The sequence below is a fragment of the Comamonas sp. UBA7840 genome (assembly GCF_002501455.1).
Lineage (GTDB): Bacteria > Pseudomonadota > Gammaproteobacteria > Burkholderiales > Burkholderiaceae_C > Comamonas > Comamonas jiangduensis.
This window is the reverse complement of the sequence record NZ_DLTI01000011.1, coordinates 1-13,595: the sequence shown is the minus strand read 5'-3', so window position 1 is coordinate 13,595 and position 13,595 is coordinate 1. Positions and strand designations below refer to the sequence as shown.

General features: G+C 53.7%; 8 protein-coding genes and 1 pseudogene. 2 read left to right on the top strand and 7 right to left on the bottom strand.

Annotated elements, in window-relative coordinates; translation table 11 throughout:
* Nucleotides 1–413: Cd(II)/Pb(II)-responsive transcriptional regulator (gene cadR, locus B3R00_RS02190; RefSeq protein ID WP_286997179.1), on the bottom strand; the 413-nt coding region annotated here is incomplete at its 3' end.
* A gap of 46 nt (nt 414–459) precedes the next feature.
* Here cadR and B3R00_RS02185 point away from each other — a divergent pair.
* The gene (locus B3R00_RS02185) at nt 460–1,569 is read left to right on the top strand and encodes a cation transporter (protein ID WP_260675733.1); all 1,110 of its coding nucleotides are present in this window, start codon (nt 460–462) and stop codon (nt 1,567–1,569) included.
* Nucleotides 1,570–1,834: 265 nt separating this feature from the next.
* On the opposite strand, the gene B3R00_RS02180 is transcribed toward B3R00_RS02185, so the two are convergent.
* From B3R00_RS02180 to B3R00_RS02165, 4 genes are all read right to left on the bottom strand, one after another.
* Nucleotides 1,835–4,486, bottom strand: coding sequence for a diguanylate cyclase domain-containing protein (locus B3R00_RS02180; RefSeq protein ID WP_286997178.1), 2,652 nt, complete (start codon nt 4,484–4,486; stop codon nt 1,835–1,837).
* A gap of 344 nt (nt 4,487–4,830) precedes the next feature.
* Entirely contained in the window at nt 4,831–7,089 is a 2,259-nt protein-coding gene (locus B3R00_RS02175; RefSeq protein ID WP_286997176.1) for a methyl-accepting chemotaxis protein, read from the bottom strand.
* A gap of 322 nt (nt 7,090–7,411) precedes the next feature.
* Nucleotides 7,412–10,819 carry an EAL domain-containing protein gene (locus B3R00_RS02170; RefSeq protein WP_286997174.1) on the bottom strand — a complete coding sequence of 1,136 codons (3,408 nt, stop codon included), beginning with the start codon at nt 10,817–10,819 and terminating at the stop codon, nt 7,412–7,414.
* Complete coding sequence (locus tag B3R00_RS02165; RefSeq protein WP_286997172.1) at nt 10,803–10,964, bottom strand: hypothetical protein; 162 nt, start codon at nt 10,962–10,964, stop codon at nt 10,803–10,805. The genes B3R00_RS02170 and B3R00_RS02165 overlap by 17 nt, the downstream gene beginning before the upstream one ends.
* A gap of 262 nt (nt 10,965–11,226) precedes the next feature.
* Here B3R00_RS02165 and B3R00_RS02160 point away from each other — a divergent pair, with 262 nt between their 5' ends.
* Nucleotides 11,227–12,114, top strand: coding sequence for an HDOD domain-containing protein (locus tag B3R00_RS02160; RefSeq protein WP_219162546.1), 888 nt, complete (start codon nt 11,227–11,229; stop codon nt 12,112–12,114).
* A 209-nt stretch (nt 12,115–12,323) separates the two neighbouring features.
* Here the strand turns inward: B3R00_RS02160 and B3R00_RS02155 are convergent, their stop codons facing one another.
* Nucleotides 12,324–13,277 (bottom strand): phage capsid protein, encoded by a 954-nt coding sequence (locus tag B3R00_RS02155; protein WP_286997170.1) that lies wholly within the window; start codon nt 13,275–13,277, stop codon nt 12,324–12,326.
* A 92-nt stretch (nt 13,278–13,369) separates the two neighbouring features.
* Nucleotides 13,370–13,595 (bottom strand): annotated as a pseudogene (locus B3R00_RS02150) (DUF932 domain-containing protein); the annotation flags it as partial.

Genomic DNA, 13,595 nt, shown 5'->3' with positions numbered 1-13,595 from the left:
TCTGGATGGAAATCAACACCAGTGGCGCTGCGCAGCGATTCAAGTGCACCGCAATCGCCAACGCATACCCCTCCCGCACAGGTACTGCGGATGGCACGCAGTTGCTTGCGCAGCGCCTGCAACTCGGCGATTCGCTGCTCTACCAAGCGCATTTGATCGTCTAGCAAGGCATTGACCTCGTCGCAGGACATGGCGGGGTCGTCCTGCAACTGCAGCAGAGCCCGGATATCGTCGTGCGACATGTCCAGCGAGCGACACCGAACGATGAAGGCCAACCTGTCGACATGCTGTTGGCCATATTGCCGATAGTTGTTGGCGGCCCGCAGGGGCGCCTGCAGAAGGCCCTCTGCTTCATAAAAGCGCACCGCGGGAACGGAGCACCCTGCCAATGACGATAGTTCACCGATTTTCATATTTGCCTACCTACCGCTTGACTCTACAGCTACTTGAGGGTTTCTAATACGGGACATGAGTACATGTCAAAGCAGTAGCTGCTCGAGCAGTTGCAATTCGCAGACGGTCGACGAGGCCCCAAGCGCCATTGCTTCCGTGGAGAGCACATTTTCAGTTCCGGGAATGGACTGCCCCTCCGAGGAGAACCTCATTCGCATGGCGCTGGGTGGTCTGACCGGGGTTGGGCCGATGACCTTCGATCTGGCCCATCGGCAGCTCCGGGTGGTGCACTCGGGCGAGCCCGCCAGGATCGCCCAGAAGCTGACGCCCCTGAACTTGGGTGCGGTTCTGCTGACAAGCGAGAGGCGCACCGAAGGCGGGCAGTGGAAGACGCGTTTCTCCGTGCCGAAGATGGATTGCCCGTCGGAGGAGAATCTCATTCGGATGGCGCTGGCCGATGCGTCGGCTGTTGCGGCACTGGACTTCGATCTGAAGGACCGTGTACTCACCGTGCAGCATGGGGGAAGTACGCAAGAGCTGCTGGGCCGTCTCATCCCTCTCAACCTCGGCGCGCAAGTGTTGGACAGCGTGCAAAGCGACGAGTCTACGGCCCCAGACGCAGAGGGGAATACCTCTGAGGCTCGGACCTTAAAGCTGCTGCTCGCTATCAACGGTGCGATGTTTGTCTTTGAGTTGATCGTTGGCCTGATCGCCCAGTCCACAGGTCTCATAGCGGACTCGCTTGACATGTTCGCCGATGCGGCGGTCTACGGACTGGCGCTCTATGCGGTGGGCCGCGCCGCCGCCTTGAAGATGAAGGCAGCGCACATCGCTGGTTGGTTGCAAGTCGTGCTTGCGCTTGGCGCGCTTTTGGAGGTCGTTCGGCGGGCAGTTGTGGGAAGTGAGCCGGCGTCCATGCTCATGATGAGTATCGGGCTGGTCGCATTGATCGCCAACGTCACCTGCCTGGTGCTGATCGCCAAGAAGCGGGATCGGGGCGCCCACATGACGGCAAGCTACATTTTTTCTGCGAATGATGTGATCGCAAACGCGGGGGTGATAGTCGCTGGTGTTTTGGTCGCTTGGACGGGCTCCTCGTACCCTGACCTCGTGATTGGCGCAGTCATTGCGCTGATAGTGCTCAGCGGTGCCCGGCGCATCCTGAACCTCCGATAGCCAATCTAGCGGCATCCCACACCGATGCCTAGCCAAGGTGGGATGGCCGGCCGCTTACGTATGAGCTGCAATCATCTGTGCGACGCTAGCGCGGGTAGGTGGCGTTAGCTGCGCTAAATAGCCTGAAGTCACTTCATTTAAAACGTGTGATTGGGCTGATTCCGCCTCGATCACGACAGGCTCTAGACGCTTGAGTGTGCGCGGACTTGAGGCTGGCAATCATCCACTGTAGTGGGGAGAGACCAAGAGGTCGCGTTAGAGGCACTTAACTCACGGCCCTGTTTCGCCCCTGGACTTTTGCTTTGTACAAGTTTTCATCCGCTTTCTGGATGAGCGATGATGGCTCGGTTTGAGCTTTGGGCGTCAAACAAGCAACACCAGCGCTGATGGTGACAACACTTGCTGTTGCTGAACCCATATGTGCAATGGCTTTTTCTTGAACTGCCTGGCAGAGCTTTTGTGCCTTGGTCATTGCACCTTCTAGATCGCATTCCGGAAGTAGGCACACGAACTCTTCGCCGCCGTAACGTGCGACCAAGTCGTGGGGGCGTACCAGTGCCTCACGCAGTGCCTGAGCCACTGCGCGCAAGCATTCGTCGCCTATTTGATGTCCGTATGAGTCGTTGTATTGCTTGAAATGATCAATGTCGAGCATGATCAGTGCCAAGGGCTTGCCACTTCTTCTGCAGCGCCGCCATTCGGCTTTGAGGCTGTGATCAAACTGCCTGCGGTTGGGCAGTTCAGTCAAGCTGTCAAAGAAAGCCAATTTGCGGAGCATTTCTTTCTGAACTTGTTGTTCTGTGCGATCAACAAACATGGCCAAGAAATGCTCGCCAAACGTCACCCCGCTGATGGCCATGGTGCGGCTTCTGCCATCACGGTCGGTCACGTAATATTCTTGGTTTGCAATCTCTCCTTGATGCACGCGAGCATGCTCTAGCGCAGCATTCCACGTCTGCATCACTTTGTCGCGGTATGTAGGTTCGGGATAGGCTTGGCACCACCACTGTTCCAGCGTAGGCACTTCTTCCTGTGTATAGCCAAAGATGTCCAGAAATCTGCGGTTGCGAAAGTACATCTCCCCAGCACCATTGACCATGCACAAACCGACAGGCATTTCTTGCAGCAGGTGCTGCAACAGACGTTCAGTGTTTTGCAACTGCAAGGACTGCTCCTTGGCCTGCGTAATGTCTTGGATGTAACCGTGCCAGAGCACATCACCCGCTGCGTTTTTTTGCGGCATGGCTTGTCCACTGATCCAGCGAACACCTTGGGGCAGGATGACGCGGTACTCCTGCCGCCAGAGTTGGAGGCTTTGGGCTGATGCTTGAATGCTCTCGTAGACGTGGGGTAAATCGTCGGGGTGGATCGTGTTAAAAATCAATGCAGCGTCATCGCACAGCGCTTGAGGCACCTTCCCGTAGAGATCAATAATTCCTCGACTGATATATGGAAAGTACGCTTGCCCATCTGCACGCAGCAGATACTGATAAAGCGCACCAGGCACATGATCCGCTAAGCGATTGAGGGTTTCTTGTTGTTGACGTTGAGCGCTGACGTCGGTTTGCGTGCCAATGAAACGAATGGGTTTTCCTGCGGGATCTCGCTCAATGATTTGGCCGCGATCTAGAACCCATTTGAAATCGCCGTCTTTGCAACGCATGCGGTGCACGCTCTCGTAAACAGCGCTTTGCCCTTGGAAGTGTTGCTGCAATACAGACTGCACTTGAGGCAGGTCATCAGGGTGTACCAAAGCTTTCAAATCCTCGATGGTATTGCCAACATCTGTCTGTCCGTAGCCGAGCATTTCCTTCCAAACGGGAGACAGATAGATGGCTCCTGTCTTGATGTCACAGTCCCAGACACCTTGCTGCGTTGCCATCAGCACAGCATGCCAACGTGCTTGCAAAGTTGCTGCCTCTTGTGCAAGCTCTTGCTCACGGCGCATCAATTGCCGACGACGATTTTGAGAAAAACCTAAAGTAGCACCAGCGGCGATGCCTGCTGCAAGCCACAGAATTGCTGCCAAAGCGGCTTTGGCACGCCACGCAGTAAAAATAGCACTCCAATCGCGGCTCACCGTCGCCACCAAGGCTTTATCCATCTTTAGCTGGGGAGGCTGAAAGGTCTGCACTACGACCAACCTTTGAGTGGGGTCAGGATCCAGCACGCCTTTGGTCATCGTTTGCTGCTGCTCGCTGTCCAAGTGTGTCTTCAATAGCGAGCTTGCTTGCCCAGCAGACAGGCTCTGTTGCACCACGTTATCAGGTGCTACCAAGAAGCGAAGACCATCAGCATGTGCCAAAGTGCTCACTACGTCGGGTGCGAATCGCACGGAGTTGAGCAATATTCGGAAATCTTCGGGGTCGAGCGTCGCGACCATGAGTGCAGCGAGTTGTCCATCCTCGCTGCGGACGGTGCGAGACAAATTGATGGACCAAACGCCCGTTACGGTGCGAAAAGGTGCGCTTACCAAGAGCTCATCCTGCGAATTTCTCACAGCCGTCTGAAAGTAATCTCTGTGTTGGAAGTTTTGGCCAATCAGTTCTGCTCGATTGGCGGAAACTACGGTTCCGTTCTTGTCCAAGACTGCCAGCGTACGCACGCCTGTCATGGCTTCACTGAATGCGCGCAAACGGCTGTTGAGTTGGACGACTTCTTGGTTGTGGATACGAGTAACGGGAACTTCTTGGGCCAAAGTTCTGAGAGCACGATCGATGGACTCTACCTGCCGGCTCAAGTTGTCGTGGATGATGTGGGCTTGATGGCTGAGCAGCGCTTTTTCTGAAGTCTCGATATCGCTGCGCTCGTCACAAAGCAGCCCTGTCACCAATAGACCTGCGCCTATCCAAACGGAGAGTAGCGTTGCCCATTGCCGCATAAAACTTTGCGGTATGAAGTCTGTAATGAAGGACAACTGTTACTCCTGATACCACTTACCGTGAACCGTGCCGGGTTTGAGCAATGATAGTTTGTTACAGTGCAGGCTTCACGGTCTGCACAGACTTGGCAACCGATCGCCAGTAGTTTGCCTCAGCTTCTGTGGGCAGCATATAAACCTGCACCAAACCCAAGACGATTCAAACCGCTCCTGCGCTAGGCTACCAAGCAAGCCTGTGTCGTGTAGTGCTTGCCGACGCTGTATTTCATCAGCAGACCATGAAGGGGGATGCATCAAGAAATCTTTTTTGAAGAAGTATGTAGCAAACCCATTGTTAGCCTTAAGGTCACTGAGATCTAAAAAGATGAGCTATTCGTGCGCTAAAAGCCCAAACGCTTGGCCGCAGAAAGCGTACTCACCACCTCTGCCGTTGCTTGTGCGAACACCGTTCCTGGCGCTAGAGCATCTTCAGCTTCACGCATGCGTTTTTGGTTAATGAGCTCGCCGATACCACCAGCAACGCTATGAAAGTGCTGATGGCGTCCAACTAGTTCTACAAAATTGGGGCGTTGTGCCAAACGTTGGCCATCACCATAGATCCATTTGCCTAATGCACAGCAGTCATCACGTGACAGTGTGGTTACATCCACCGTGCTACGTTCCTCAATGGCTTGACGCAGCTTAACTTTCCATTGACGATGGGCGTCAATGATGGCGTCCACATCCACGCCTTCCACCAGCGCAGCCGCTTGGTGTCCCTGCAGTCTGAATTCGTCTACCGTTGAAGCCATCCGCATGGCAACCCGACTTTGTGCCGTCGCGGCTGCTGCAGTTTGCTCGACCAAGGCCGCATTCGCCTGAGTATTACGGTCTAGCTCCTGAACTGCAGCACCAATTTGCGCCACACCCAAGCTTTGTTCCTTCGCCCCATTCGCGACCTCGTCCAACAAGGACTTCACCTGCTCCGCGCTGCCAACGATCTCTTGCATGGTAGCGCCAGCCTTGCGCACCACCTCCACACCCACGCCGACCTCTGTGGTGCTGCGCTGGATCAGTTCCTTGATTTCTTTGGCGGCTTCGGCACTGCGCTGCGCAAGACTTCGTACTTCGCCAGCTACCACGGCAAAGCCACGGCCCTGCTCACCAGCTCGTGCTGCTTCCACAGCAGCATTGAGCGCCAGGATGTTGGTCTGAAACGCAATGCCATCAATGACACCGATGATTTCACCAATCTTGTTCGACGATGTTTGAATGCGTTGCATGGTATCGACCACGGATGACATGACCTGGCCGCCTTGTTGTGCCGTGGCAGCGTTGGCTTGTGCGATGCCAGAGGCTCGGCTGACCGAGTCAGCCGTCATCTGAATCGTGGAAGTCGTTTGTTCCAGCGCAGCAGATGACTCCTCCAGTGCCGCTGCAGCTTGCTCGGTACGCCCAGATAGGTCATTCGTGCCTTGAGCAATTTCAGCACTAGCTTGAACAACTTGGTCGCTGGCTTCCTGAACCAGGCGGACCGTCTCACCAAGTGCTGTTTGCATGTGCCCCAGCTCACGCATCAAATCGGCAACCTCATCTTTGCCCCAAGCATTAACGGACGTGCGCAAGTCACCCAAGGAAATGTTTAACAGTGTTTTGCGCAGTAGCTTGAAGCCACCCAGCATCGACTTGTAAAAGCCCATCAGCATGTACAAAGCCAATAGCAAACCTACGCAGGTCACTGCCACTGCGAGAGCGATACTTGTGCGCAAAGACTCTTGGCGGTCCACCAAAAGATCATCCAGTACCTGTAAGTTGTGCAGCACCTGTTCAGTTTGAGCGTTGAGAACCTCTGAGACCATCGCTGCATAGGCTTTGTCATCGCCTTGAACATCGCCTGCTGCAGGTGGAAATGACGTGCGAATCGTGGCCAACATATTGCTCAGAGCCATTTGTCCATGCTGCTTAAGCTCCCCTGCATACTCAGGCGCATGCTCACGGACCTTGGACATGTGATCTGCTTGTCGCAGACGCTCTTGCTCCACCACCGCCAATAACCCCTGGAAGCGGCTGGAAGCTTCTGGCGTCATTACACCGTTCAAAAGTGCAGTACGACCGAGCCCACGCAATTCACCAACATCTCGCAAAAGGTCTGGAGCGAGAATCATGGTTGCACTGACCAAATGAAACGTGTCTATGGCGGGATCTAATGCAAGGCGCGATCCATCGGTCACCCGATCTTGCAACTTGGCCAATTCAGTGGTCAAGGCATTCATTGCTGGAAATAGCGTCTGAGCATTGCCCGACGCAGCTTTAGCGCCCTCACTTGCCCGCGTGACCGCATCGACCAGTACCGTCGTTCCGAATTTTTTACCCAACTCTTGGTCAATCGCTTTTAGACGATCCAACTCTTTAAAAAAACGGTTCTGCGCATCTATAGCGCCAGAAGTGCCATCGCCTAATGCTGTACTTCGGGCCAAATAGCGCCAATTTGCTGCCGCATCCATAACCGTAAATACGGCCATGCCGTAACGAACCCCAGCGCGCTCTTGAGCGACGAAATCCAAGTCGTCGCGCTTGCTGTTGCCGTAGGCAATAAATAGCCAAATAAGTGGCAGTAAAAAAGCGGCGGAAATGAGCCCTATCTTGGCCGAAAACTTCATTTGGCCCATCAAAGTTGCAGCAGGGCGCCAAATGGTTGAATTAAAAAAAAGCATTAAATGGCATATTCTGTTTGACTCCCTCAATTATTCGTTGTTAATAACAAATTTGTGAAAATCACCCACATGAGCACATGCTTACATCTGACATAGATTATTTTGAAAGAAAGTCCATTCAGATTATTTATTAACAATTGTCAATCGCCATCTAGAGTCTTGACAGCAAAATTTTTAGCTATGTGATTTCAGCCTAATTGATAGCCGAGGCAAACTACTAGCAGTGAATTGCTCAGTCACTGCTAGTCGACGATTGCATTCCAACAAACTAGCCTTCTTCAAACCCAGCGTGATTCAACTGGCGGCAAACAAACGCCTCGAAGTCCACCTCATCTAGGGGGCGACTGAACAAGTATCCCTGCATTTCGTCACATCCACAGGATCGCAGAAAGTCCATCTCCGCCTGTGTCTCCACGCCCTCCGCGATAGTGATCATCCCCAGCCCATGCGCCATCTGAACAGTTGCCCTCACGATGGCCTGGTCATTTGTGCTGCTCTCGACTCCTCGGACAAACGATTGATCAATTTTCAACTTGTCCACGGCAAATTTCTTTAGGTAAGTCATCGAGGAGTAGCCCGTGCCGAAATCGTCAATTGAGACTTTAAATCCAGCCTTCTGCAAGGCTTTAATTGATTTAGCAGCCACCTCTGGATTCTTCAAAGCAACCGCCTCGGTAAGTTCAAGCTCCACTAGGCTTGGCTCCACACCTTCTTGATTGGCAATACGCTGAATCACTTCGATCAAATCAGGCTGCGCGAACTGCACTGCAGACAAGTTCACGGCAACTGTCATCTCAGGCAACCCCGCATCCCGCCAAACTCGAATCTGACGCATCACCTGGCACAGCACCCAAGTTCCGATCGAAACAATCAGACCATTGCGCTCAGCAAGAGGAATGAACTCTGCTGGACTGACGTTGCCAAGCTGCGGATGCCGCCAACGCAACAATGCCTCAGAGCCCACCATACGGCCACTGGATGCATCTATCTGTGGCTGGTAGACCATGTGCAACTGGTCGCGAGCCAAGGCAAGCTTTAGTGCCTGCAGGACTGCGAGCGTACGCTCGGAGTTTTGCTGCATTTCAGCGGCGTAAAAGTGCAAGCCGTTTCGCCCATCGTCCTTGACCTTGTACATTGCGGTTTCAGCGCGGTTCAACAGTGCAACCATCGTTGAGCCATCGCTGGGACAAACAGCGATACCAACAGATGCAGTAACCGACAGCTCGCTAGAATTTATCTGCACAGGTCGTTGCAAGACATCTAACATGCGTGTGGCCTGCACAGTCGCGCTCTGGTGCCCTGTAGCTGGAAGAACAGCAATAAAGCCGTCACCTCCTGTTCTTGCAAGACAAGCGCTGTCATCAAGCTCTTGGCGCAATCGGTTGGCGATGTTGACCAAAAGCAAGTTGCCAGTTTCGTACCCCATGGAGTCGTTGATGGTTTTGAATCCATCCAAATCCAACCACATGACGGTCAATGGTCGATCAACGCTCGCCAGCGCAATCTCCTGCTGCAATCTATCTTCTATGGAGGCACGATTGGGAAGCCCTGTCAGGTGGTCAAAGTGAGCCAACTGATGGATGAGTGCTTCGTTGGCTTTGCGCTGCGTGACGTCTTCTTTATGGGCAAGAAAGTTGACGACCCGATCCGATGCGTCACGCACGGGGTAGATCAGACTTTGCTCGGTATAAACGGATCCGTCCTTGCGCCGGTTAATCAACTCTCCACGCCAAGAAAGCCCGCACCTCAAGTGCCCCCAAAGATCCTTATAGGTCTGCAGCGGGGTTTGTTCAGACTTGAACATGCTGGGATTGCGCCCCAAAACCTCCTCAGGCTCATAACCACTAGTTTTTGTGAATGCAGGGTTTACGTATTCGATGCGGCCTTGGGAATCCGTGATGATCAACGAGTAAGGACTCTGATCTATCGCGGCAGACAAGCGAAGAATGCTCGCTTGTTGCCGAATGCGTAGGACTTTATTCCATATGGCATTGGACAGAACTTGCAGACCGTCCAGTTCATTAGACGTGTAGTTCTGGGGCTTGTTGCCTGCGCAAAGCAGCATGCACACACGCTCCCCTTCTATCACGGGGACACTGATGAGCCGACTCAGAGGGGGGCTGCCTTGCAGCAAGACAGTCTCATCGGCATCTTGGGCAACATCATTGATCATCACTGGCAGCCGATGACGCAACCCCTCACCCCAGCTTCCTGCCTGATTCAAGGTGCAGGACTTATCGAAGGATGAGGTGCAGCAGCCCTGCATGGTCGTTGTTGACCGTGCTGCCAACTGAAGATTGAGCTGATCCTGTGCAACAAAGTAAATATGGGAGACTTCGCTGTCGGTGATTTTTTGCGCCAGCTCAACGCCATGGCGCAATAGCGCTGACTCATCTTCAGTAGCCTTGTTGGACTCTACCTCCAGCACAGCTGCATTCAGTCGCGCTTCATACTCCACAAGACGTTCTTGATGCACTATCTCGGTCACATCCCGTGACAGCACGAGAAAGCCTTCGTTTGGATAAAACTCTTGTTTTTTGAGCCCAGAAGTTCTGACATGTTTGGAAATCGAAAGCTCAAAAAATCTCTGCCCATCAGGCACCTCTAGAGCAATACGGGTTCCACGCGAATGACCCTGCTTGCGCGCTTGCTCTAGTGCACCCATGCACTGCACTACCGCTTGCGCAGGCATTACATCGCGGATGTTGCGCCCCACCAACTCAGCCTGAGGCGCGGTGAGCTTAGAGGGCTCTGAAGCATAAACCTCCAGGTAATTACCATCGCTATCTAACTCGAAGAGTAAGTCGGGCAGAGCATTAAGGGTGGCGGCCAGTTTGGCTTGTGCGGACTGGAGACTTAGATAAGGTGTCTGGACGGTTTCTACAAAAAGTGCACGGTATAAAAACCAATAAGCCACGATTTTGTAGACGTGCCCCATCAGGTTGTAGACATCAGTGACATCGGCATAGAGCGTAAAAAAGACCTCAGCCATTGCCATCATTGCTGAGGCAGCCATCAACCCACTCGCGCTGAATGCTCTCTCCTTGCCCAAGTAGTAGGCAAACCTCCACGCACAGAGCAAATATGCCGCGACAAGCACATATTCATACCCCACCTTGAAATCAGTCAGCCCACTACCTGGCAGGTAGGTGCGCGGCAGCAGGTGTGGGAAGAAAAGGACAACGCCATGCACTAGCGTGACGAGTACAAGCGTTACTCCAAGTGCAGTCCATGCATTGTGGTTTGAGGTCAGAGAATTTACGCGCTGAGGCATCAAAGCTGCCCCGAGCAGAGCCAACGCTGCTGCGGTGCGGGCTGCCAGCCAGAAGTTGATGGCCTTCTCAGGGTCGCTGGGCGTCACAAAGTCTGGCATTCCTTGAAATGACAGTGCGTGAGAAAGATCGAGTAAAGCTACAGCTAGGAAGCCGACTCCGAGCAGCGGCACTCTAGGGTTCGAGCAGAGACGACGGGTTACCCATGCAATGCTGAAAATCATGGTCGCAACTGCGACGGAAACGACTTCTAGCACTGCATGCGCAGGTGCATATGATGCCCAGCCCCGCGTGAAATCAGGGGGAGGCAAGAAGATCACGCCCCCCAAAAGGACTGCACAAGCTGCCATCCATAAGAGTGCCACCCTCGCCTCAAAACGGTGGCTCTTATGCAGCATCGTCATCCTTTTGAAATTCAAGTAAATTGTTTTGATCAAGCTTAAAGAAGGCCATAGAGCTGTGAAGATCACACGCCTGCTCACTCGAGCTAGCAGCCGCTGTGGTCCTTGCTTTGACCAAAGCCGTATTTTGCAGGGTCACACTTTTCATCACTGTTCCTCTTTTCATGCTTCTTGATCACGATTGAATCGGCCAGAGTTTCCTAGAGAGTTACTGACTTTGAATACTGTTGCTGCGACTCGGGAAAGGAGGCATGCCGCAGTACGTCATGACGTGCATTACGCCACAAGCCAAAATGACGATGAATCGAACGCCAATAACTTAGGCGTTCTGCGCGCCATTGCTGTTGTCCGAGAGAAGAGGGGCATGCATACTTGTTGCGCCAGTAACTCTAGTTTCTCAAGTCATTGCAATGTCTGACGCACCACCTGAAAAATCTACCCACCGTGACAACCGTGAGCTGCACATGCGTCTGCTGGCCGATCTGGCCCAGGACCTGTCAGGGGATATCAATTTTCCCACTAGCCTTGATCTGGCCCTCAGGATGCGCGGTGTCCTGACCCAGCCGAACATCACGCTTGATGGGTTTACCCGTGCGGTGTACTTGGAGCCCGTGATTGCCAGCCGCTTGATCCGGCTGGCCAACGTGCAAGAAGGCGATGCGGTAACCCATGAAAAGCGCACACTGGCTGCCACCTTGAAACATGCCATCGAGGCCTTGGGGCTGGAGCAGGCCCGTAGTGTGTCGCTGGGCTTGGCTATGGACCAGATCATGAAGGCCGAAGATCTGAAGCCGTTTAGCCGCTACGCCGATCTGACCTGGGAACACTCCATCCGCACGGCGTTGCTGGCCAAGGCGATTGCCATCCATGTGGGAAAACATCTCGATGCCGAATCTGCCATGTTGGCTGGCTTGGTCCACGACATTGGCATTTATTACCTTTTTTACCGGGCGAGCCAGTACGAGGAATACCGCAACGACCACCAGGCACTTATCGAGCTTGTGTTGGGCTGGCACGAACCAATCAGCGAGAACGTACTGAATGCGCTGGGCCTGCCGACCGTTATCGTTGAGGCCGTCCACGAGCACGACGCCCCTCGCGAACTGGACCGGAATCCACACAACCTCAACGAAGTCATTTATATCGCCAATTTGCTGGCGGGCAGCAACTGGGAATGGTTGCCCGAGTCCTGGACGCCCGAGCAGCATGAAGCTATGGAGCGTACCCGGCAGCGCTTTGCCTTCCTGCTGCCAGAAGTTGAAGACAGGATGCGGATGATGCACGCAGCACTGCGCTGACCTGAGTCGTCTGGCGCACCGGAAGACACTGCATGTCCAATCAGGTCAAGTGCAGCCATTGAATTGTTGGGCTTCGGTTGTAGTTTCCAGCCTAAAGCTGAAGGACACAAGCAAGATTTCCTCATTTTTGTCCTATGAAACATTCTGAAAAAATCCACATCTCGACCTAGCCCCACTAATGTGGGGCTAGGTTTAAGAATGTCGTGTTGTTAATCGCTATCAGACTCTTTTGGCGGCAGGGGATAAAACTCCTCCACGATCTCAGCTGCCTCATCGGGTGCATCTTCAAAGCTGCCATTAGCAAAGCCCAGTCGCGCTGCTGTGTCCAAAGCCGTCTGATCAAATCCAGCTGCCAAACGCTCGGTTGCTATCGTGTGAGCTTGGCTGATCGCCTCATTCAAAGAAATTCCCGAACGCACCACCAAGTCTGCGTAGTAGATGGCTGATCGATGGGACTGCGTGGTGGACTTGCCTCGCAGCTTGAGCTCCAGCGGCATGCTTGCTAGGTGACCACCAGAGACCGCAGCGAAGTACTGCAGCCGTGCAGCTAAGGTCCGAATGCTGTTAAAGCCCGTCGTGCGAAACACAAAGCTGCCAAGCTCATCGCTGTCTCCAATACTCACATTGAGCCGTCCATAGGGCTTGCATTGCCCAAAGCCAAATCGGCAGAAATCTGGACCAAGGCATGCGTGCTCTTCGTGGCCTTGGTCCGTTACACGCTTGCATGTCTCTCCGTTGCCTACACAGATTGGGCGGGCAGTGGTACGGTCAAACATGCAGTAATCGGCCCGAAGGTTCAGATCGGGATCATTGAACAGCACGCGCACTGGAATGCTGCGCAGCTTGCGCCGTGCTGGGCTGGGTGCTTCCACAGCATCTGCATGTACTCCCATCTTTTCTTTGAGTGTGCGCTTGCCTGGGCGCGCATTGTTGTCATTCTCTTCATCGGAAGGCTGCGCGCCTTCCTTTATGCCGCCATGTGTCTGGGCATTGCGCAAAGCCTCATCCAGAGGGTGTAGCACCCATTGACCGCGCTGCTGGACTTGGGTGGTAATGGTGAACTCATCGTCTTTTTCAGGCAGGCGCTTGCCGTTCTTTTCAACCACCTTGCCAATCGAAATCCGGCCAATCACAGGTGGGGTAATCATCAAACCTTTGATCATGTTTTGCTCCAAAAAAAGAAAGCTCCCGGTGGCATGGGCCACAGGGAGCGAGAGGGGGGTGGATGTTGGAAGGAAAATCAGCTCAAGCGGGATACACACAAAACCGCCGTGAGCCTGGCCACCGTAGCCAATGTTCCATCGCACGACGTAGCCAAGAGCAAATAGCCGTTGACCACATCGTTGCCTTTCAACGCTACAGATTTGCCAGTGCGCGCCAGAGCCCAGAACTTGCGGCCAGCTTTGAGCACGCCTGCAGTTTCCAGCTCGTAGCCAGCGACCTCGGTCAGGTCTCGGTAAAACTCCAGTACCTCACGCGGC

Bases quoted from the DNA above. Each gene is read 5' to 3' on its own strand.
- B3R00_RS02175 (WP_286997176.1), bottom strand. From the start codon at position 7,089: ATGAAGTTTTCGGCCAAGATAGGGCTCATTTCCGCCGCTTTTTTACTG.
- B3R00_RS02170 (WP_286997174.1), bottom strand. From the start codon at position 10,819: ATGACGATGCTGCATAAGAGCCACCGTTTTGAGGCGAGGGTGGCACTC.
- B3R00_RS02165 (WP_286997172.1), bottom strand. From the start codon at position 10,964: ATGAAAAGTGTGACCCTGCAAAATACGGCTTTGGTCAAAGCAAGGACC.
- B3R00_RS02160 (WP_219162546.1), top strand. From the start codon at position 11,227: ATGTCTGACGCACCACCTGAAAAATCTACCCACCGTGACAACCGTGAG.
- B3R00_RS02155 (WP_286997170.1), bottom strand. From the start codon at position 13,277: ATGATCAAAGGTTTGATGATTACCCCACCTGTGATTGGCCGGATTTCG.